The organism is Sedimentitalea sp. XS_ASV28 (genome assembly GCF_041224545.1).
In the GTDB taxonomy this organism is placed as follows: Bacteria; Pseudomonadota; Alphaproteobacteria; order Rhodobacterales; family Rhodobacteraceae; genus Sedimentitalea.
The window spans coordinates 67,929-89,038 of record NZ_JBGFGP010000124.1; the positions used below are offsets into that span (position 1 = coordinate 67,929).

At 60.1% G+C, this 21,110-nt stretch carries 22 protein-coding genes; 5 read left to right on the forward strand and 17 right to left on the reverse strand.

The window, feature by feature from the left end; genetic code table 11:
- Positions 1 to 63 precede the first annotated feature (63 nt).
- Genes AB9K34_RS09645 through AB9K34_RS09665 form a run of 5 tightly spaced genes read right to left on the reverse strand, consistent with a single transcriptional unit; the run spans position 64 to position 4,354 of the window.
- Positions 64 to 1,038 carry a sialic acid TRAP transporter substrate-binding protein SiaP gene (locus AB9K34_RS09645; RefSeq protein WP_369954206.1) on the reverse strand — a complete coding sequence of 325 codons (975 nt, stop codon included), beginning with the start codon at positions 1,036 to 1,038 and terminating at the stop codon, positions 64 to 66.
- A 46-nt stretch (positions 1,039 to 1,084) separates the two neighbouring features.
- Positions 1,085 to 2,272, reverse strand: a complete 1,188-nt coding sequence (locus AB9K34_RS09650; protein ID WP_369954207.1) for a UxaA family hydrolase — start codon at positions 2,270 to 2,272, stop codon at positions 1,085 to 1,087.
- Positions 2,265 to 2,582: a UxaA family hydrolase gene (locus AB9K34_RS09655; protein WP_369954208.1), complete on the reverse strand. Its 318-nt coding sequence runs from the start codon at positions 2,580 to 2,582 to the stop codon at positions 2,265 to 2,267. The genes AB9K34_RS09650 and AB9K34_RS09655 overlap by 8 nt, the downstream gene beginning before the upstream one ends.
- Before the next feature lie 12 nt (positions 2,583 to 2,594).
- Positions 2,595 to 3,704 (reverse strand): enolase C-terminal domain-like protein, encoded by a 1,110-nt coding sequence (locus AB9K34_RS09660; protein ID WP_369954209.1) that lies wholly within the window; start codon positions 3,702 to 3,704, stop codon positions 2,595 to 2,597.
- Positions 3,704 to 4,354: an RraA family protein gene (locus AB9K34_RS09665; RefSeq protein ID WP_369954210.1), complete on the reverse strand. Its 651-nt coding sequence runs from the start codon at positions 4,352 to 4,354 to the stop codon at positions 3,704 to 3,706. The genes AB9K34_RS09660 and AB9K34_RS09665 overlap by 1 nt, the downstream gene beginning before the upstream one ends.
- A 167-nt stretch (positions 4,355 to 4,521) precedes the next feature.
- Here AB9K34_RS09665 and AB9K34_RS09670 point away from each other — a divergent pair, with 167 nt between their 5' ends.
- The 4 genes from AB9K34_RS09670 to pyrF all read left to right on the forward strand — a co-directional run bounded on the left by AB9K34_RS09670 (position 4,522) and on the right by pyrF (position 9,074).
- Positions 4,522 to 5,310, forward strand: a complete 789-nt coding sequence (locus tag AB9K34_RS09670; protein ID WP_369954211.1) for an IclR family transcriptional regulator — start codon at positions 4,522 to 4,524, stop codon at positions 5,308 to 5,310.
- A gap of 173 nt (positions 5,311 to 5,483) precedes the next feature.
- The gene (locus AB9K34_RS09675) at positions 5,484 to 7,382 is read left to right on the forward strand and encodes a S8 family serine peptidase (protein ID WP_369954212.1); all 1,899 of its coding nucleotides are present in this window, start codon (positions 5,484 to 5,486) and stop codon (positions 7,380 to 7,382) included.
- Positions 7,383 to 7,455: 73 nt separating this feature from the next.
- The gene (locus tag AB9K34_RS09680) at positions 7,456 to 7,737 is read left to right on the forward strand and encodes a hypothetical protein (protein ID WP_369954213.1); all 282 of its coding nucleotides are present in this window, start codon (positions 7,456 to 7,458) and stop codon (positions 7,735 to 7,737) included.
- A gap of 629 nt (positions 7,738 to 8,366) precedes the next feature.
- Positions 8,367 to 9,074: an orotidine-5'-phosphate decarboxylase gene (gene pyrF / locus AB9K34_RS09685; RefSeq protein WP_369954214.1), complete on the forward strand. Its 708-nt coding sequence runs from the start codon at positions 8,367 to 8,369 to the stop codon at positions 9,072 to 9,074.
- 215 nt (positions 9,075 to 9,289) lie between these two features.
- On the opposite strand, the gene AB9K34_RS09690 is transcribed toward pyrF, so the two are convergent.
- Positions 9,290 to 9,697 carry an NUDIX hydrolase gene (locus AB9K34_RS09690; RefSeq protein ID WP_369954215.1) on the reverse strand — a complete coding sequence of 136 codons (408 nt, stop codon included), beginning with the start codon at positions 9,695 to 9,697 and terminating at the stop codon, positions 9,290 to 9,292.
- A gap of 99 nt (positions 9,698 to 9,796) precedes the next feature.
- Between AB9K34_RS09690 and AB9K34_RS09695 the strand changes: the two genes are divergently transcribed.
- Positions 9,797 to 11,053 carry a DNA polymerase IV gene (locus AB9K34_RS09695; RefSeq protein WP_369954216.1) on the forward strand — a complete coding sequence of 419 codons (1,257 nt, stop codon included), beginning with the start codon at positions 9,797 to 9,799 and terminating at the stop codon, positions 11,051 to 11,053.
- Between the two features lie 199 nt (positions 11,054 to 11,252).
- On the opposite strand, the gene AB9K34_RS09700 is transcribed toward AB9K34_RS09695, so the two are convergent.
- The 11 genes from AB9K34_RS09700 to AB9K34_RS09750 form a co-directional block, all read right to left on the reverse strand.
- Entirely contained in the window at positions 11,253 to 12,356 is a 1,104-nt protein-coding gene (locus tag AB9K34_RS09700; protein ID WP_369954217.1) for a site-specific DNA-methyltransferase, read from the reverse strand.
- Between the two features lie 88 nt (positions 12,357 to 12,444).
- Positions 12,445 to 13,077: a ribonuclease HII gene (locus tag AB9K34_RS09705; RefSeq protein WP_369954218.1), complete on the reverse strand. Its 633-nt coding sequence runs from the start codon at positions 13,075 to 13,077 to the stop codon at positions 12,445 to 12,447.
- A 543-nt stretch (positions 13,078 to 13,620) separates the two neighbouring features.
- The gene (locus AB9K34_RS09710; protein WP_369954219.1) at positions 13,621 to 14,304 is read right to left on the reverse strand and encodes a cysteine hydrolase family protein; all 684 of its coding nucleotides are present in this window, start codon (positions 14,302 to 14,304) and stop codon (positions 13,621 to 13,623) included.
- Positions 14,305 to 14,325: 21 nt separating this feature from the next.
- Complete coding sequence (locus AB9K34_RS09715) at positions 14,326 to 15,333, reverse strand: phosphotransferase enzyme family protein (RefSeq protein ID WP_369954220.1); 1,008 nt, start codon at positions 15,331 to 15,333, stop codon at positions 14,326 to 14,328.
- A 33-nt stretch (positions 15,334 to 15,366) separates the two neighbouring features.
- On the reverse strand, positions 15,367 to 16,137 hold the full coding sequence (fabG, locus tag AB9K34_RS09720) for a 3-oxoacyl-ACP reductase FabG (protein WP_369954221.1): 771 nt from the start codon (positions 16,135 to 16,137) through the stop codon (positions 15,367 to 15,369).
- 36 nt (positions 16,138 to 16,173) lie between these two features.
- Positions 16,174 to 16,986 carry an ABC transporter permease gene (locus tag AB9K34_RS09725; RefSeq protein WP_369954222.1) on the reverse strand — a complete coding sequence of 271 codons (813 nt, stop codon included), beginning with the start codon at positions 16,984 to 16,986 and terminating at the stop codon, positions 16,174 to 16,176.
- Positions 16,986 to 17,840, reverse strand: a complete 855-nt coding sequence (locus AB9K34_RS09730; RefSeq protein ID WP_369954223.1) for an ABC transporter permease — start codon at positions 17,838 to 17,840, stop codon at positions 16,986 to 16,988. Before AB9K34_RS09730 ends, AB9K34_RS09725 begins: the two co-directional genes overlap by 1 nt.
- The gene (locus tag AB9K34_RS09735; protein ID WP_369954224.1) at positions 17,837 to 18,910 is read right to left on the reverse strand and encodes an ABC transporter ATP-binding protein; all 1,074 of its coding nucleotides are present in this window, start codon (positions 18,908 to 18,910) and stop codon (positions 17,837 to 17,839) included. Before AB9K34_RS09735 ends, AB9K34_RS09730 begins: the two co-directional genes overlap by 4 nt.
- 70 nt (positions 18,911 to 18,980) lie before the next feature.
- Complete coding sequence (locus tag AB9K34_RS09740; protein WP_369954225.1) at positions 18,981 to 20,123, reverse strand: PotD/PotF family extracellular solute-binding protein; 1,143 nt, start codon at positions 20,121 to 20,123, stop codon at positions 18,981 to 18,983.
- Between the two features lie 37 nt (positions 20,124 to 20,160).
- Entirely contained in the window at positions 20,161 to 20,790 is a 630-nt protein-coding gene (locus AB9K34_RS09745; protein WP_369954226.1) for a microcompartment protein, read from the reverse strand.
- A gap of 27 nt (positions 20,791 to 20,817) precedes the next feature.
- Positions 20,818 to 21,105, reverse strand: a complete 288-nt coding sequence (locus tag AB9K34_RS09750) for a BMC domain-containing protein (RefSeq protein ID WP_152491589.1) — start codon at positions 21,103 to 21,105, stop codon at positions 20,818 to 20,820.
- Between the last annotated feature and the right edge of the window lie 5 nt (positions 21,106 to 21,110).

Here is a 21,110-nt window from a genome sequence, read left to right on the forward strand (position 1 = left end):
GAATCCTCGCTCGGCTGCATAATTGCGCCGGGCCGGTTGGTGGCGGCCCAGCGCGGACTCAGGTCACTCGACAGCGGCCATGGCATCAAAGACGCCAGCGCCCCAGACATCTTCGAATTCGGCATAGACCGGGGCCATGGCCGCAGCCATCTCGGCGCGATCGGGTTCTGTCACCTTCATGCCCTTGTCCTTCAGCGTCGCAACCAGGTCTGCCTCGACGTCCACGATGCTCTGGTTATATGCGTCGCCTACCTCGCTGAAGGCTTCGATCAGGATGGCCTGATCTTCCTCGGACAACGAATTCCAGGCCATTTCAGACACGATGGGCGCCACGAACTGGACCAGATGCCCGGTCAGAGCCAGATGTTCCTGGACTTCATAGAACTTGGCCGCATCGATGGTGGGCAGCGGGTTTTCCTGGCCGTCGACGACGCCGGTTTGCAGGCCCAGGTACAATTCGGAAAAGGCCATCGGTGTCGGCGTCGCGCCAAGCGCCTTCATGAACGACAGGCTCAGCGCCACCTCGGGAACGCGCACCTTCATGTCCGCCATATCCGCAACCGAATTGACCGGGCCGAGGTTGTTGGTCAGATGGCGAGTGCCGTAGTACCAGATATCGAGCATCCGAAAGTCATGATCGGCGCGCAGTTCCTCGACGATCTTCCGGCCCTGCTCGCTTGCGAACATGCGCTCGACATGGGCGAAGTCCTTGGCGAGAAACGGTGCCTCGAAAACCCCCATGCTGGGCGTCCACTGGCTCAGGATGCCGGCACCGTCAAAGGCCATCTGATGCGTGCCAAGTGTCATGCCCGTCAGGATCTCTTTGGCGCCGCCGATCTGTCCCGAAGGGAATACCTTTATGTCAACACGACCGTCCGTTTTTTCGAGAACTTGCGCAGCAGCCTTTTCCAGCGCCAGATTGGTCGGATGCGACGGCGGCAAGACATGCCCCAGACGCCATTCCTCCGCCTGGACCTGCGACATCAAGGACAATGTGGCCGCGGTTGCGACGGCGCTCAGCGTGGTCAAAAATCTCATCTTTTCCTCCTGTAAACCGAGATCTTATTGTGCGGGTGACTGCAAGTCAGCCTGGCAGGCAGGCAGGCCCGATCGGGTCGAAACTCTTATAGGTCAGAATGAACTCGGCGTGGCCGAGCTCTTCGGATTTGGTCGGCGCCCCGGCCGCCACATCAATCACCAGGTCGTGGATTTCGTCGGCCACCGCATCAAGCCCGTCCCCCTGAAGGATACGCCCGGCATTGACGTCCATATCCTCGGAGAGCCGCGCATAGGTATCCGGGTTGGCACAGACCTTGATGACCGGCGAAATCGCCGAGCCCACCACCGAGCCGCGCCCTGTCACGAACAGGATCACATGCGCTCCGCAGGCGATAAGCTCGGCGATCTCGGCATTGTCGTTGATGTTGGGAAAGCCGAACCGCACCTCGCCATCGGGGACCACATCCAGCAGATACAGGCCGCCGGTTGGCGGAATGTCACCCGGTTTGATCAGACCGACAATCGGCGCGGCGCCGGATTTGGCATAAGCGCCCATCGATTTTTCCTCGATGGTCGACAGCCCGCCTTCGGCATTGCCCGCCGCAAAGCTGCCATAGCCCAGCGTGGCATAGTATTCGGCGGCCTTGTTCACCGATTGCACAAGCGCGCGCGCGAGCTCCGGGGTGGCGGCGCGGGCGGCCATGATCTGCTCGCATCCGATAAGCTCGCCGGTTTCCTCAAAGATGCATGCGGCACCGGCGGCGCCCATCCGGTCAAAGGCGCGACCGACCGCCGGATTGCCGGTGATCCCGCTGGTAGCATCCGATCCGCCGCAGATCGTACCGACCACCAGATCCGACATGTCCATGGGAACGCGGGGTGTGACGCGCAGCGCCTCGATCTGCTCGGCAACCCAGGACCGGCCCTGATCGACCGAGGACCGGGTTCCCCCGGCGCGCTGGATCACGATAGAGGTGACGGGACGGCCACTCTCGGCAACGACCTTTTCCAGCCGGAAGCGATTGAAGCTCTCGCATCCAAGCGAAATCAAAAGCACCGCGCCCACATTGGGATGCGTACACAGCCGCTCCATCATGGTCTGGGCATAGTCGTTCGGATAGCACCCCGGAAAGCCGATCACCTGTGCGCCCTGATCGCGATAAGGCATCACGATTTCGGTGGCGACATGGCGCGCGCATTCCACCAGATAGACCACAGCGGTCACATTGCGGATGCCCTTGCGGCCGTCACGGCGCAGATAGCCTTCAAGCATGGGTGCCTCCTGCGGTTTCCGTCAGCGAATGCGTGGCGGTATAGTCGCTCTGGATATTGTGCACATGCACATGGTCGCCCGGTGAGATATCGACCGAGGCCGAGCCGATCGGCACCCCGTATTTGCGGATTTTCTCGCCCCGGGCGATGGCGACGCGCGCGATCTTCTGGCCCAGCGTCACCGGTTGTTTCACATCGACGAACGTGCCGTCAGATACAGGGTTCGGGCCGGCATCGACCGGTCCGAGCGCCACAAGAACATTATCAGTATCGGAGAGCAGCAACAGCTTGTGTGTGTTCGGAGTGGTCATGCGGGGCTTTCGTCAGATTTTGAGGACGGTTGCATTCTCGATCAGATCCCAGTCGAGATCGCGGCCCAGGCCGGGCGTGTCGGGAAGGCGGGCGATACCGTCTTGAACGGGCAACGGCTCGGTCAGACCAAAGGCGAAATCCTCAACCGGGCACAGCAGCTCCAGATAGGAACAGTTGCGGATCGCCGCGCACAGATGCAGATTCACCAGTTCGAGCGGATGGAAGATGGTCGAATGCAACTCGCAATTGACGTTGAACGCCTCGGCCAGATGCGCCGTCTTCATGACTGCGGTCACACCGCCCGACCAGCTTACGTCGGCGCGCACCGCATCCACCACATGTGTCGAAAGACATTCCGCGATACTGTATGGATGTTTCGCGATGACCTCGGTTCCCCAGACCGGTATATCCAGCGCGCGGGTCAACTCGCGCAGGGAAGACAGGCTTTCATCCGCCATGGGTTCCTCGAACCAGGCAAATCCAAGCTCTTCAAGACCCCGGCCATAGCGCAGCGCCTCGGGCAGGGTCATGAGCGCGACGGGATCCGAGGCCAGCGTGAACTCGCGCCCGACCGCCGCGCGCACATCGGCATGAATATCCAGATCATCGGTAATCGACTTGCCAGGCGGGTGCAGCTTGTAGGCTGCAAACCCGTTGTCCCGCGCGGCCATCGCCTCGGCGATATAGACGTCGGCATCGTCATGAAACATCGAACTCAGGTATACCGGCACCTCGTCCCGAACGCCGCCCAGAAACTTGTAGAGTGGCTGGCCCGCCGCCTGCGCCGCCAACAGCCAGAGACATGTGTCCAGCGGCCCGTAGATATAGATCGGCAGGTGGCTCCAGAATCGATCCTGGGTTCGAAAATCATGCCAGAGTGCCTCGCGGTCGCGCGCGTCCCTTCCCTCGACGAAGTGCTTCAGGGACGCGGCCAGATGGGCAGAGCCAAGCGCGCTCGCACCCGCAAAGCCGAAGATCGATGCCCGATGCCCGCAATCGGTTTCCATCGTGTAGACCAGAAACTCGATCCCCTCGGCCCGTTTCGCACCCCGGAGCAGGTCGCCAGAAGCGGCATCGCCGGCAATCCGGCACGCGCGAATGTCCAGCCTCCTGATGCGCATCAGAACTTGCCGTAAGTCAGATAGGCTTCCTGTGGATCGGTGCCGTTCATGATCGCGGTCCGCACCTTGCTTTCGGTCTGCATCGCCTCGACGCTTTTCATCGTCACGTCTTCGGCAAGGGCGCGCGGTACACGTACCATACCATCCCGATCACCAAGCATATAATCACCCGGCTCGATCCGCACGTCTTCGATCTGAATCGGAACATCCGTCGCGGTCGGTATCCAGCGCCCGACGACATCCTTGGGGGTATGTCCCCGCCGCCAGGTCTGAAATCCGATGTCGAGCAAAAAGTTCGTGTCCCGCGCCAGACCGTCAAGAACGCAACCCAGAACACCCTTCTTCTGGAGCGTTTCGGCCGTCAGCTCGCCCATCTGTGCCAGGTCGTGCGTGTGCGGCTGGCTGACCCAGACATGGCCCGCCCGGGCCTTGGACAAAAGACCGGTCCAGGCCAGCAGGGTCTGATGCCCGTCGGCAGTATCATCGGGGCGCCCCTCGATGGTGAAGGCGGGTCCGCACAGGGTCCGTTCCGGCATCAGGGGCGTGATGTCATGAGGCAACGTGAAATTTCGCAGCCCCATAGCGCGCAATATGTCATGCACAACGCCCGAATAGCAGGTCGAGAGTCGCTCGGTGATCTTGTCGGTCATGCCTACCCCTTCGAAACTGGCCCGGCGACGCCGGGAAGGCGATGGGTCGAGGTCGCGCCTCCACCCAAAATTCACATATGAGTTGTTGCTTCATCAATGAATTGATTGATTGTGTCAATGAAAACTTGCGGCTAGTGTTTCGCCAGTGTTGGAAAGGCGATGATGTATTGGACGAAGAGACTGGAAAATACCGGGCGCCCGCGCTCGATAAGGGGCTGGATATACTTGAATTTCTTGCCGCCTCGCCCGAAGGGTTGACCAAGGTCGAGATCGCCAAGGGACTCGGTCGCACAGCCAATGAAATCTACCGTATGCTCAGCACGCTGGAGCGGCGCAACTATGTCACCTCCTCTCCGGGCGGGGACAAATTCATGCTGAGTCTCAAGCTGCTGATGCTCGCCAACGCGCATCCGCCGCGGCGTCGGTTGCTGGACATCGCCGAACCGCTGATGCGGCAGTTCACGCAAAAAAGCGAACAGTCCAGCCATCTTGCGCTCTGGGAAGACGGCAATGTCGTGATTTCCTCATCCATGTCCGCGCCCGGAAACTGGCGGCTTGCCCTCCGGCCCGGCGCAACCGTCGGAATGTACAATACCGGTTCCGGATTCGTTCTGGTGGCATTTCAGCCGGATCAAACACGCAAGCGTATGATCGGCGAACATCACCTGGTCAAAGGTGAAGACCGGATACCCGACGCCGCCTTTCTGAAAACACTCGATCACGTGAAAGAGGTCGGCTTCTCACGCGGGGCGAGCCAGACATTGACCGGGGTCATCAACCTGTCTTTCCCGATCCTCGACCCCTCGGGCTGTGCCATTGCCGCCTTCACCTGCCCCTATATCGAGCGGATCGACGATTATGATGCCCCAAGGCTGGAGGATGTCATCGCAATGGCCGGAGAGGCCGCACAACAGATCGGCCGACAGGTCAGCGGAAGGTTCCTGGGGCTAAGGTGATCCGACGCCAGCCCCCCCGCGCTCCTCTGGCGGAAACGCCTGGCCCGATCGCGGCCGCTCTGAACTGGCAATCCGATGCTTCGGCATTGACCACGCCGGCGATTTGTGGGCGCAATTTCACCCGACAGGCTGACCCGCGCCGGTAACGCCAACGCCTGACAGCGGAGGATCAAATGACAGAGACCGCCACACGCACCGAGTTCACCGTGACCGACACGGAAACATCAATGGACCCGCACCTCCAATGGGCGGTCAGCAACCGAAAACGCGGCTTTCTGCGGAGTGCCACAGCCTCGTCGGCACCGAGCGAGATCTCGGTGATTGCCAAGGTCAGGAACGCCGTCAAATGGCACGGTTTGAGCGAAGTGCGAAACCCGATGACCATTGCCAGTCAGGATGCCGAAGACGAGACGACCATCGTGACCGGTCGGGTGCCGCTCGACAGGATCGAATTCATCCGCGAACTGGATTTTGTCGAGAGCCTCAAGGCCGCACAGCCGGTCCAGCTGACGCTCGCCGCAGGGATCGCGGAAACTTCGGCCAGGCCCGATCTGCTACCACCCGACACGCTGGCAAATGGCGGAGAGGGTGTCGTCGTGGGCGTCATCGACTACGGATGTGACTATGCGCATCGCAACTTCAGGGACGGTGCCGGCAGGACAAGGATCGAAGCGATCTGGCACCAGGCTGGCGCAAGGATCCCGACGTCGACTGCCGTTAGCTATGGCCGCGAATACACCGCCGCCGAGATCAACGCCGCGCTCGCCCTGGCGGATCCCTATGCTGCGCTCGGATATGCGCCCGACCTCGATACCCCCAACAGTGTCGGCACGCATGGCACACATGTGATGGATATCGCCGCAGGAAACGGCTTTGGTTCGGGCGTCGCGGGTTTCGCCCCGAACGCCACCTTGATCTTCGTCGACGTTTCCCACGCCGACATCCCGTTTTCCGGGCCAAGCGTCGTCGAGACCTCGTTCGGAGATTCGGTCATGCTGCTGGAGGCGGTTCAGTACATATTCGACAAGGCCGGTGACCGGCCATGTGTCGTCAACATCAGCCTCGGAACGAACGGTGGGCCGCATGACGGCTCGACCCTGGTCGAGGACGGGATTGACCGGCTTCTGAGCGAAGCGCCAAACCGCGCCGTGACCATTGCGGCGTCCAATTCGCACAAGGACGGCATTCATGCCGCCGGGCAGATCGCGCAGGATGGCTTCATCGACCTGATCTGGCGTGTGCCGACCAACGACTTTTCGCACAATGAGCTTGACGTCTGGTATCCCGGTTCCGACGCCTTCGACGTTGAACTGATCGATCCCTCGGGCAACAGCCTCGGCACGATCCCTGCCGGCAGCAACGGTCAGTTGCTCGACGCCGCGGGCAATGTCGAGATATTTGCCGCCAACCGGTTGCGCGACCCGAACAACGGCGACAACCAGATCGGCATCTTTCTGGAAGACACGGTCGCATCGGGGGCCTGGACGGTCCGCCTGCTGGGACGATCGGTCACCGACGGCAACTTTCACGCCTGGATCGAGCGCGACAACGCCGCGCCCTCTTCCTTTGCCCCGCCGCACGATAACAGCCACACGATCGGTTCTATCTCCTGCGGGCGAAACACGATCGTCGTGGGATCCTACGATGCCCATAAATCGGAGAAACCGATCTCATGGTTTTCCAGCGAGGGGCCAACCCGCGACGGTCGGCGCAAGCCGGAGGTATCGGCACCGGGGCATGCGGTCGAGGCCGCCCATTCGCGAACCCGGACCGGTGTCGTGTCTAAAAGCGGCACCAGCATGGCGGCGCCCGCGATGGCGGGAATCATATCCCTGATCTTCGCCGAGGCCAGGAAACAAGGCACCGACCTCACGATCACAGAGCTCCACGACGTTATCGCCGCATCCGTCAACTCATCTCCGCCGACACCTTCCGGGGGGTGGGATGCGCGTTACGGTCGCGGACGAATCGACGCCGCAAAGGCGATCGGTGAGATACATAAGCGCAGCCCTGCGCCTCTGGTGGCATCTGCGGGCAAAACGAGATCGACGCCCAGGAAAAAGAAGACCTGACATCAAGAAGACTCGCCGTGAGGCCGAGGAATGCCTATGTTGAAAGGATGCACCCTGAGTGCGGGAGACAGGCATGAGCAGCTTCGAGATTCAAAGGAACCGGTTCCGTAAAGTCAGCGGGGTCTCGGAATCCGACCTCGACAAGGCGGAGCACAGCAGGCTGCGCGCCATCGTGAAGGTCAATGTCGAGGGCTATGTTCCCAAGGATGTCGAATTGCGCAAGCGGATCGACGACGAGATGTTCACCGCCGAATTCGACCCGGACGTGCTGGAAGACCTCGAGAGGGATGAAGGCGTATCGTCAGTCGCCGTTTCAAGAAAGCTGGACATCATCGAGCAGGATAAACCCAATTGAGTTGAGCAAGTCTGTGTCTGCCGATGCGCAACAGAAAACGGCACCGTCAAGTCAAAGCAGCTCAGTCTTTGACTGAATCGAATGGGGCTTCCCATTTTCATCGGACCATGGTTCAGATCCCATACTGGTGAAAGAGGCCAGCATGGACGACGAGAGCCTATTAGATTGGCCACTGAGGCGGCGTCTGCATCTGGTTTACCCATGCCATAGCGCAAGCCAGATCGGCGAAGGCTTTCGAGGAGTTGAGAGCTTTTCGCAACGCAGGGCGATGCACCGAAGCACGTCGTTCCCGGCGGGCTGCCCACCGAGGCACCGACAGCCTAGATGTTTGATCCCACGGTTTAATGGTGCGATCTTTCCATTCCTGCGAAAGGATCACACCATTAAACCGTGGGATCAAACACCTAGGGTCACAGCAAAGCGCTTACCCTCGTTCATCCTGCAGGGAAAATTCTAATTCCGCATCCTCTTAAGATCGGGGGGATTACCCGTCCAACACGATCCTCTTTCGTCGATTTCAACGCTTTACCCTTCCCGAACCACTTGCGGACCGCGCGATCAGCTTGCTCCGGGCGATTTGACACCATAGACAGGCGCGAGCCCCAAGCCGCCAGAAAACGGAGCCTGCCATGTCCCCCGAAAAATCCGATGACCGCCTGATCGTCGCACTTGACGTCCCTAACGCATTACAGGGTCTGGAACTGACCCGACAGATCGGCGACGCGGTGGGGTTCTACAAGATCGGGCTCGGAATGCTGACCGGGGGCGGCTTGGCCCTTGCCAACGAGTTGAAGGAAGAGCACGGCAAACGCATCTTTCTCGACATGAAGCTGTTTGACATCGGCGCGACGGTCGAAGCCGCGGTGCGCGGTCTCGCGCAATACGATCTGGACTTTCTGACCGTGCATGGCGATCCGCATGTGGTGCGGGCCGCCAAGGAAGGCGCAGCGGGCAGCGGACTGAAAATCCTCGGCGTGACGATCCTGACCTCGCTGGATCGCGGCGACCTGGATGACAGCATGATGATCGCCGGACAGGTTCCCGAATTGGTTGTCGAGCGGGCCGCGCGTGCGCTTGCGGCCGGGGCCGACGGGGTCATTGCAAGCCCGCAGGAAGCAGCCGCAATCCGCGCCTTGCCCGAAGCGGAGGGCCGCCTAATCGTCACTCCGGGCGTTCGACCGGCAGGTGCGGCGCTTGGCGATCAGAAGCGGGTTGCGACACCAGAAACCGCAATCGCGGACGGGGTCGACCATATTGTCGTCGGTCGTCCGGTCTGGACCGCACCGGATCCGCGCGCCGCCGCACAGGCGATACTCGCTGAAATGGCCGGTTCGTGACGCGCGCTTGCAACCACCAGGAAATGTTGTTTCCCGCCTGTGCCCGTAAAAGCACATTCAGGAGTTGTATTTCCAGCGTCAGGAATTCCTGACTTTTCAAATCAGTGGTTTTAGGTGACGCCGGGTCAACGGATACTCCCCTGCGAACCTTTTCTTCCTGTGGTTCGCAACCTCCCCCCGCCTCATCCGCGGGGGGTCTTTCTGCAGAGCCCCGGCTAGCCGTTCTTTTGCGACAGATACATGCGGATCTGTTCGGCAAGGTGCGGCACCGCCAAGTCGTGTTCGCAATAGGTTCCGACCGGCATCAGGCGCCACCCCTGCCCTTCGTTTCCGAACACGATTTTTTCCCGCAACTGGCGTGGTCGATGCGCCGCAAAGAACCATGAGGAACCTTGCGGTCGCTGATGACAGCGCGCCCAGACCAGATCGCGCTCGTGCAAGGTCAGGCCAACTTCCTCATAGGTCTCGCGCAACACACATTGCGCGGCAGTCTCGCTGCCTTCGCGCCCGCCGCCGGGCAGATCCCAATGATCCGGCCAGGGAATGTCCGGGCGGTCATCGCGGCGGATCACCAACAGATCGCTCCCCAGGAACAGGGCCAGCTTGGCTCCGGAAAACTCCATGATCGAGGCGCGGCCCCCTGAAAAATGCGCTGACGCGGCAAAGCAACCTGCTGTATCATGACGAGTATAGTAACGATGTGCGTATCGGACAAATCCACAATGCCCTCACTCTGCCGAGATTGCCTGCATCAGGCGCAAGGCGACATGCGCCGCTGCGTCAGATGCGCAAGCCCGCGCGTCCTGCGGCATCCGGAACTGTTCGATCTCGGGATCGCGCATATGGATTGCGACGCGTTCTATGCGTCCGTGGAAAAGCGTGACAATCCCGATCTGGCGGACAAACCCGTGATCATCGGCGGTGGTCGCCGGGGGGTCGTGTCGACCGCCTGTTATGTTGCCCGCATCCGTGGTGTGCATTCGGCGATGCCGATGTTCCAGGCGCTGAAGCTGTGCCCGGACGCCGTTATCATCAAGCCCCGCATGGCAGCCTATGTCGAAGCCAGTCGCCAGATCAGGGCATTGATGGAAGAACTGACCCCCGCAATTCAGCCGCTTTCGCTGGACGAGGCCTTTCTCGATCTGACCGGCACCACCCGCTTGCATGGCGCACCGCCGGCGGTGATGCTGGCCCGGTTGGTCAAACGCATGAAGGACGAGCTTGGCCTGACCGGTTCGATCGGCCTGTCCCACAACAAGTTCCTCGCCAAGATGGCCTCGGATCTCGACAAACCGCGCGGCTTCTCGGTGATCGGAAAGGCGGAAACCGCAGCGTTCCTGCACGACAAGCCCGTGCGCCTGATCTGGGGCATTGGTCCCGCGGCTCAGGCCTCGCTCGACAAGGCGGGCATCCGAACCTTTTCCGACCTGCTGCGATGGGAGCGAACCGCGCTTTCGGCGCGTTTCGGCGCGATGGGCGAACGCCTCTGGCATCTCGCGCGCGGACAGGACCGGCGCCGCGTTTCCGCCCATGAACCGGTGAAATCGATCAGCAACGAAACCACTTTTTCCGAAGACACCGGCGATCCCGATCTGCTTGACGGGCACCTGTGGCGCATGGCCGAAAAGGTCTCGGATCGCGCCAAGGCCAGGCATATCGCCGGTCGGGTCGTGACACTCAAGCTGAAGCGTGCGGACCACAGCAGCCTGACCCGCCGCCAGGCGCTGCGCGATGCGACGCAAATGGCCGACACGATCTACCGCACCGCACGCGCATTGTTCGATCAGGTGGCAAATCAGGGCCCCTTCCGTCTGTTGGGCTGCGGGCTGAGTGAACTGGTGCCCGAGACCGAAGCCGACAAGTCGGGCGACCTGCTCGATCCGGGCGCACGACAGCGCAGCAGCGCCGAACGCGCCACGGATGCGATTCGCGCGCGGTTCGGATCGGATGCGATCAGAAAGGGACGATCGCTGCGCTGATCGTCCGACCGCAACGGATATGCCGTCTCAGCGCAGGACCCAAAGCGACACGCGGTCCTGTTGCCGGGTTCCAAACCACAGGCACATCACGATCCGTCCGTAAGCGGTTAAACGAAAAGAGCCCCGCCGTGAAGGCGGGGCAAGTCTGGTGCCTCATGACAGGCCACAGGCACCGGCGGTAGCTCGGTATTTTGATGTGTCAGTTCTGCATCTCGGCGCGGATTTGCTGGCGCAACACGTCGATCGGCACCGTCTTGCCGTCACGCTTGAAGCACCAGTAGGTCCAGCCATTGCAACTCGGCGCGCCCTCCAGAGCGGCACCGACCTGATGGATCGATCCCTTGACGTCGCTGCCGATCAGGGTGCCATCGGCACGCACCTTGGCCTTGTGACGCCTGTTCATCGAAAACAGTTCTTCGCCCGGACGCAACATGCCCCGTTCGACAAGTTGTCCAAAGGGAACGCGCGGCTCGGCGCGCTTGCTGGTGCTGACCTGCAAGGCTTCACGATCGAATTTGCGCACGTTGGCAATGCGCTTCTCTGCAACCTTGCGATAGGTGGCTTCGCGTTCGATTCCGATGAAATCGCGCCCCAGCATCTTGGCCACGGCACCGGTCGTGCCGGTGCCAAAGAACGGGTCGAGCACCACGTCGCCCGGCTGGGTCGTTCCAACGAGAACCCGATGCAGCAGGCTCTCTGGCTTTTGCGTCGGATGCGCCTTGTCACCGTTTTCATCCTTTAGCCGCTCGTGCCCCGTGCAAATCGGCAACACCCAGTCGCTGCGCATCTGGATGCCTTCGTTCAGCGACTTGAGCGCCTCGTAGTTGAAGGTGTACCTGGCCGCCTCGTCACGGCTGGCCCAGATCATCGTCTCATGGGCATTGGTCAGACGTTTGCCACGGAAATTCGGCATCGGGTTGGATTTACGCCACACCACATCGTTCAGAATCCAGAATCCCGCATCCTGCAACGCCGCACCGACGCGAAAGATGTTGTGATAGCTGCCAATGACCCAAATGGCCCCGTTCGGCTTGAGAACGCGGCGCGCCGCGGCGAGCCATTCACGGGTGAAGCGATCATATGCACCGAAAGAGGCAAACTGATCCCAGTGATCGTCGACCGCATCCACCTGGCTGTTGTCGGGGCGGTGCAGATTGCCACGCAATTGCAGGTTGTACGGCGGATCGGCAAAGATCAGGTCGACACAAGCCTCGGGCAGGCTGTTCATTGCCTCGATGCAATCGCCATCCATGATCGTGTTCAGCGGGAGCGCCGGGGCCCCCTTGGTCTTGGTCTTGGTCATTGTCTGCCTCTGTCCGTGGCGCTTTGTGCGCTCTTTGGTTGAGGCAAGGATGAGTCAAAGCCGATTCGTCGTCAATTTCTTTTTTGAATCAGTGGCTTATAGATTTTTCTTGATACAATATATTGTGTACCGGTTTGAACGAACGTCTATGGTGTGGGGTCACACCGAGATTTTGAAGCGCGTCCCTGTGTCTTTTTGACGGGTATCCGGCATTGGTCTCCCATCCGTATCCGGGATGCTGTTGCGCCAAATCCACCATGATGCGATCGCGTGCGATTTTGGCCACGATCGACGCTGCGGAAATCGACACCGAACGGGCATCTCCCTTGATCACCGCCTCGGCGGGTATGCTCAGCCCGCACGGGATCAGGTTGCCGTCGATCAGCAGGAAATCCGGTGCCGGTGACAAGGCCGCAACGGCGCGCTCCATCGCCAGGTGGCTGGCGCGCAGAATGTTCAGCCGGTCGATCTCTTCAACACTCGCATGGGCGATGCTGACCTCTGCGACGCGATGCAACTCCTGATTCAGAACCGCACGGACCTTAGGCGACAACTTTTTGGAATCATTGAGCCCCCCAGGCACCGCATCGAGGTCAAGAACCACGGCCGCCGCAGTGACCGGCCCGGCCAGTGGGCCACGGCCGACCTCGTCCACACCCGCAATACGACGATGCCCGCGCGCGCGGGCGGCCAATTCCAGGCTGTTGTCAGGTGTGCTCATGCCCCCTGCTGCATTCTGCCTAGCGGCAGTGCAAGCGAAAAGCGCACAGCGAGGCATCATATGGTTCTGCCGCAAATTTCTCTTGGAATTGATACAAACCTCTGGCCAACGTACTTATCCCGCGAGCGCAGCGAACTGCTGAAATGGATTCTGGCCGTTGGCTGAAGGCTGACCTTTGCAGATCATATGAGCGGTCTCGATTTCGGCGAGGGTTGCACCGCTCTTGTCTGTCTCTACCATGTCGGCCAGCCGTTGGTTTCAATCGTTCGGGCGAAAAAGGCTGTCGCAGCCGTCTCGTCGCGGCTCTCGGCATGAAATCAGCGTTCACCCGTGGTCGCCGACAGTCCGACACAGGTAGCACCACCGGCCCTTTATCTCGATATAGCTTTCATTCATGCGCCGGAATCGGCCAGTTGGCGATCTCCTTTCTATGGGGCCCAGCGGCGTGTGTTTCACCGCCCATCGGTTCAGGGTCATGTGATCGGTATCCGCGCCTCGTTCACTTTGGCAATGCCGACAGAACTGGTGCGCCCTGATAAAGGACTAGTGCAAGACAGGGACAACAAATCCTTGCAGATCATCCAGTCCCACGACATGACAATAAATCATATTGATGATCTCAAGTTCGCGTTCATGTAATTCATCAGTGGCCGCTGCGCAGGCATCATGAACAACAAGAACCTCGAAGCTCTCATCGGCCAGCGAGCGCACCGTCGAACTGATGCATTGATCGGTGAAGATGCCTGAAACGATTACGTTCCGGATGCCGATATTTTGTAGCGTCAGGCGCAAGTTGGTGCCGGTGAGCGCGCTGTCGGTGGTTTTGGTGACCACAATTTCGTCACCCTTTGGAGCGAGCGCATCGACGATCTGGCTGTCTTTGCGCTCCTTGGGCAAAAGAAGATAATTGAAGCCGGGTTTCTTCTGGCTGAGCGAGCGGTCGCGGCCATCTTCTGTCTGACAGGCAATCCGTGCGAACATCACTTCGATCCCTTCCGCACGAGCCCATTCGATGAGCCGCGCGTTATTGGGGATGACGATATGGTTCATTCGGTCAAAGAAGGGCTGCCAGCGGTCGGCCTCGGCTTTGTCGTCCGGTGTTTCCAGATAGGTGTTCTGGATGTCGATAACGAGCAGCGCGGTGCGCGCCGGGTCGAGAATGATGTCGTCGGGATCTTTCGCGTTCTCATAGTAGAAGCTGCGGAAAGCTGTTTTCCAATTGCTCATGATTGTCCCTTCCGCAAAAGGCTAAGCCCCGATTTTATCCATGTAGGCCTGGCCCAGGCGCGCCGTGGTCGCCGCAAAGCCTGGGGCGAGTTCCTGTGGTTCGGGCGCCTCGATATGGCTGCCGATCCACGCCAGCAGCGCCATGCGCCTGAGCATGATAAAAGTGTCGATCTCGGCTTCTTCGTCCTCACTCATCTCGCGGACCGAACGGTATCCCCGAACCCAAGCCTCGCGCATGGTGGGAATACGCGGGTCATCCTCGATAAAGCTGATCGCCGCCGCAAAGTCGTAGAGAAACCAGCCCCAGCCGCAGTCGTCAAAATCAATGAGACGGGTCCCGTTGGCATCGACCAGCAGATTGGCCAGACGCATGTCGGCGTGGATCAGGTTGAACCGGTCGGGTGCCTTGCCGAACGCGTCGAGCCGGTCGCAAATTGTCTGCTGCACCTTCTCCAGCACCTGCGCGACCTCTGCCGTGACCTCTGGGGCGTCGCGCCAGTCGCCCCATGTCGCCTCGGGACCGAACATCGCGTCGGCATCCCAGGTAAGACGTTCGAATCCGTCCGGCTTGCCCCAGCTCAGCACATGTTCGTGACAGCGCGCGGCAATGGTGCCGAGCTCCTCGAATCCATCGGTCATATCACCGCTTTCATCGGGCTCCGAGCCTTCGACGAAATGGAACAGGACCATGTAGCGGCTATCGGCCAGACCGTCGACGCTACCGCTCTGGATCGGATCGCCGTTTTTGCCGGTATGATAACCCGGCGTCGTGACCACACCTTCGCGGTCCAGCGCCTCGAGCCATGCAAGCTCGCATTCGATCGCACGACGGGAATGGTAATTTTCGCGATGAATGCGAAGAACGGACCTGTAGCCATCTGGCGCTTCCACGAGGTAGGTCGCATTCTCGGAAACGTTGATCAGCCGAGCCTTCGCATCTGCGGGAACATCCCACAATGAGAGCGACTCCTGCGCGAGCTGGTCGAGATGGCGCAGCAATTCTTCAAGAGCCAAATCCGATCCGGACATCGCGATCTCCCTTCCTGTCCTCTTTTAGAATTGTCAGATTTCTTCCATTGCCTCGAGCGACTCGGGCAGGATCTGACCACCGTCGACGACGATCTGCTGCCCGGTGATGTACGCAGCTTCGTCCGACGCAAAGAACAGTGCGGCATTGCCGATATCCTCGACATCGCCAAGACGCTTGAGCGGGATAGAAGCAGCCATTGTGTCCAAATAATCTTGACCGAGATCCTGAAGACCTTCGGTATAAATGTTGCCGGGCATGACGGCATTGATCGTGGTGTTGTAGCGCGACAATTCCATTGCAGCGGTCTTGATGAAACCGAGTTGTCCGGATTTCGAGGCGCCGTAATGCGCCCAGCCCGGAAAGCCTGTATGCGGGCCGGTGATGGACGAGGTGATCACAACACGGCCCTTGCCCGCTTTCTCGAAATGCGGAATGGCCGCTTTCACGCAAAGAAAAGAAGAGCGCAGGTTCGTGGCCATGACCTGGTCCCATTCGGCTGGGTCCATATCGATCATCTTGGTCTGAGGGAATGCGCCAGCGTTGGCGCAGAGCACGTGCAGGCCGCCCTGCGCCTCGGCGGTGCTGTCCACCATGGCCTTGACCGAGTCCCAGTCGGACACGTCGCACACCTCGTAGCGGACATCGCCCTCAATCTCGCTTGCGGCCTTTTTCAGGTCGTCCTCGTTGCGGGCGGCGATCGTCAGTTTCGCGCCTTGCCGCGCAAAGACCGTGGCAATGCCGCGGCCGATGCCTTTGGAACCGCCTGTGACAATGACGCTTTTGCCTTTAAGTGACGTAAGCATGAAATTTCCTCCGTATTGGTGTCTTCTTGTGTTGGTTCAGTCCTGGGCCGTTCTGGCCTCTTTATTTGCCCGCATCAGCCAAACCACCGCGAACACGAACAGGATCAGCAGGAACGATCCGACTACGGACATGATGCCGAGCGTGGGCACAAGCGGCGAGTAGCCCGAAACCATCTTGGCGTAGAGCCATTCGGGAAGGGTCGAATCCGCCCCGGTGGTGAAAAGTGACAAGGGGAAATTCCCCCAGCTCAGCAGGAAGGCAAAGAGTCCGGCCGACACGAGGCCGGGCATAAGCAGTGGCAGCGTGATCTCGCGCAGGACGGTAAGCGTCCCTGCTCCCATGTCACGGGCCGCCTCTTCCAGCGCGGGATCGAAGCTGTAGGCGCGGATGGCGACGATCAGTGTGGCAATCGGCGTGATCCAAACCAGATGCGCGACGACCGCGGTCTTCCAGGTGGGAATGATACCAAGCGAGTTGAACCACATCAGCAGCGCGAGCCCGAGGACGGTCTGCGGAAAAAAGATGGGCAGCAGGATCAGTTTCTGGAACGTGTTCCGGAACCGCCATTGATAACGGGCGAATGCCAGCGCGCCGAAAAACGCGAAAATCAGCGACACGATCGTGACGACGACCGCCACAGAAAGCGAGGTCAGGAGCAACTCGCTGACGGTGCTGCTTTCGAATGCCTCGCCGTACCACTTTGTCGAGTAGCGACGGATCGGAAAGCTGAGGTACCGCGCCTGTGACACGGAGGCGAAGCCGACCGAGACCAGAGGCAGGTACAAAAAGGCGATCATCAGGATCCCGTAGACGAACAGGACAGTCCGGGTCAGGCGGCTGGCGTTCATCAGCGTTTCCTTCCCATGATCGCGTCGAGATCGACCCTGGAGACGCCAAGAAGGGCAAGCGTCCCGATAATGAGGATCAGGATCATGGACAGCGCGGACCCAAGCGGCCAGTTCTGGCCAAAGGTGAACGCAGTTTCGATGTCGTCGGCAATCGCGATCACCGCCTGACCACCAAGTATCTTGGACTCGGCCAGCGCGCCTGCTGCAAGCACGAAGCTGAGCAGCGAGCCTACGACGATGCCGGGCGCGGCCAAGGGGATCTCGATCTGCCAGAGCACCTGCCAGCGCGACGCGCCAAGGTCATATGCGGCCTGGCGGGTGTCGTCGGGCACCATCGCAATACCCTGCGCCAGCGGGAAAAGCATGAAGGGCAAGTAGACATAGACAAGACCGAAAACGATGATCGGAACGCCGTAAAGGGGGCTGTCAAAACCGATACCGGTGAGAGCGCGGAAATGTCCTTCGATCAGCCCACCCTTCATCAGCGTCAGAACCCAGCCGAAAAGTCGGATGTTCTCGGACACGAACAGGCTCATGACGATTGCAATGGTCAGGACCAGCGTGAACCGCTTGAAAATCTTGGCCATGGCATAAGCGAGCGGCCAGCACACAACCAGCAGGATCGCAGTCGACGCCAAAGCCATCCCCAGCGACCACAGAAGAGACTTGTAGTAGCCCTGCTGGAAGAACACCGCGTAGGCCGAAAAGTCCGGCATATTGGCGAGCGAGAAGACCTTGGTCGGCATGATGGAGAACAGAGCGACCACGACAAGCGGCGCAAGAAACGCCAACCCGAGCAGCAGCACCACCGGCAGGGCGGAGAAAAGACCGAGTTTTTGATCGAGGGACTTCATGCGGCCTCGTCGATAAAATGGGTGTTCTCGACATTGAAACCGATGGTCAGCGTCTCGCCCTCGGATACGGTGCGCCGGTCTTCACGCAGCTTTTCGACCGTGACCATGCCGGTCGGGGTCTCGATTTCATACTGGATGCGCGATCCAAGCGCGTATTCGCCGTGCAGCGGACCGGACATGGTAAAGTCGAAAGCATCGGCGGTATCCGCAAAACCGACATACTCGGGACGCACCATGAGCAGGCCACGCCCCCCTTGCGCGGCTGGTTCCAGTTTTGCGCCGGGACGGATTGCAAGGATATCACTGGATACAACGCCATCGGCGCCGACGGTCACGTCAAACAGGTTCACTTCGCCCATGAATTCGGCGACAAACCGGCTGACCGGTGCGCCGTAGATTTCGTCGGCTACTGAAATCTGCTCGATCTTGCCCTGCTTCATGATCGCGATCCGGTCGGACATCACCATTGCCTCTTCGAGGGAGTGGGTGATGTAGACAAAGGTCTTGCCCGTGCGCGCGTGCAGATCCTTCAGTTCTTTTTCAAGCGTCTTGCGCAGGCGATAATCGAGCGCCGAGAGCGGTTCGTCGAAAAACAGGATCTCGGGATCGAAGGCGAGCGCCCGGGCCAGCGCGACGCGCTGCTTCTCGCCTCCGGAACATTGCGAGATTCGCTTATCGTAATAGCTTTGCGGCAGGCGCAGCAGGTCCAGCAGTTCCAGCGCTCTGGCCCTGCGGCGATCAGGCACTTCCTTGCGCAGTTTCAACGGAAACTCGATGTTCTGGCCAACCGACATGTGCGGAAACAGCGCCAGCGACTGGAAAACCATGCAGGTCGGGCGCTGGTTGGCGGGGGTTTGATCGATGCGTTGGTCACGCAGCCGGATTTCGCCGCTGGTCAAATCATCCATACCGACAAGCAGGCGGATGAGCGTTGATTTTCCGCTGCCGGAGGGGCCGACGATCGTAAAGAACTCGCCCTCTTTGATATCGAGATCGATCCGGTTGAGCGCGGTGAAGTTTCCGAATGACTTCACCACACCACGCAGGCTCAGAAAAGGCGAGGAATTCATGCTCTAACCTTGAAAACAGGAAATTCAGAAGAAGCGACCCCGACGGTTGAGACGCCGGGGCCATTCACGCTTACGAGCGGCGCTCTTCGGTATAAATATCGATAAGCGTGTCGTAGGATGTGACGACTTGGTAGTCGAGCGAGCGTTCCATCTCCTCGGCAAGTGAGTCCATCTGGATCGCGTCCAGTTCGTCCGAGTCGAACAGCGCCATGACCGCCTCGTCGCCCATCTGGCTGACCGGGTTGTATGTCCCCTCCGTAAAGGCGACGGCCTTGGAGATTTCCGGCGTCTGGACGAATTCAAGGAAATCCTCGGCCAGATCGCTTGGGTCCGGATTGTTGACCAGGGATGTCAACTCGATCCAGACCACACCTCCCTTGCCATCGACCGGGCCGGATAGCGGCGTTATGGCGCGAATATTAGTGGCACCGTCATATCGCGCCGGAGACGCTGTATAGGTGCCGCCGGTAAAGTAGGCGTCGATCTCGCCGTTGATCAGCGCGGTATTCATCGCCACGAGATCATCGGTCAGCAGCTTCGCCCCGCCAAAGATCGTCCTGGCGGTTTCCCGGAACTTCTCGACATTCTCGCCCTCGACCGGCTCGAAAGGGTTCAGACCGGCCGTCAGACACATATGCATGACGTTCCAGTTGTCATAGGTCAGAACGCCGTATCGGTCCTTCATCTTGGGATCGAGGAACAGGTTCCAGCCCTGCTCTTCCGCCATCTCGCGGCTGATCTTGTCGGTGTTCACGACGAAGCTGAATGGCCCATAGCGCTGCGGCATGCCGATAAGCTCTCCATCATCCGCAAAGGACAGCTCATAAGGCGGGTTCCTGAAGGATGGCAGCATCCTGTCAAAGTACGGCAGGAAGCGATCCTTGTTGAGCGGCTTTATCAACTTGTCAGGATAGAGACGGTCGCGCGCCCAGGGTTGGTTGACGTTGATCAGATCCCAGACCGAAGTTTCCCCGGCGCGAAGTTTGTTGATCATGTCCGGATCGGAAGTGCCGCTTTCTGCACGCACGGTCGCGTCGGGATGCGCGTTGCGGAACGGTCCAAGGACCTCGTCCGAATTGTAACCTTCCCAGCAAAGGATATTCATCCGGTCGCGGCGCGCCGCAAAGGCGGGACCGAGCGGACCTGCGGCGGCCAGGCCGGCGAGTGCCGCCGAGCGGCCAACGAACTGTCTTCTTGAAATTCCCTTCTTCATCTTTGTCTCTCCTGTTGGTTGGTTTATTGCGCCCTGTTCAAGCAGAGCGGCCTTTGATTTCGCTCAACGTCGCTGTGATCCTGTCCCGTGCGACCTGCATGTCTTCCAACCTGCCGGACATGAAAACCCGCCCAGTCGCGCCCATCATCTGGACATCGTTGATCACGGCCTCGGGTGCAGCCTTCTCGGCTTCGTTGGCGGCCACGCAGGCAAAGAGCGCCGGCGTCATTTCGTAGATCAGCAGCGCCACTCCGGGCACGAGGATTGACCCGTCGCGCGATCGGTTCAGGATGATGGCGTGCTGGTCCGACAGATCCTCGATGATGTCATGGTAAAGAACCTTCGGCGCCAGTTGATCGGTATGTCTTGCGCCGATCCCCTTCAGGATCGCCCGCCCCGCCGCGTCAAGATCCTTCATGTCGTCGGCGTGCAACTCCAGCAGGCCGAACTGCCGCTCGGTAAAGAGGATGCCCGGCTCCATGTCCGGAGACTCTTTCAGCGCCAGATCGGCGATGCGGTGGATGCTGAGTGCGGGCGCGACCTCGATGATCAACGAGTTCTGCCCGCGGAACGGCGGATAGGCGCGCGCCCGCAGCGGGGAGGAAAGATAAGCCGCGAACTGCGGCTGCAGGTCCGTGATCGGCAGGTATACGCGAAGCTCCGTCATGATCCTGTCCTGTCCCCTCACCCGAGCTTATTTGGAAACGGCTGCAGCCGAGAAATGCTTGCCGAGATCGGCATGCGGGCGCGGGATGACATGCACGGCGGTCACTTCACCGACCTGGCTGGCCGCTTCAGCGCCCGCTTCGGTGGCAGCCTTGACCGCACCGACATCGCCCTTGACGACGACCGAGACGAGCCCGCCGCCGACTTCGTTGCGGGCAACGATTTCCACGTTCGCGGCCTTGACCATGGCGTCCGCTGCGGAAAGCGCGGGGACGTAACCCTTGGTTTCTATCATTCCGATTGCTAAGTTAGCCATGCGTT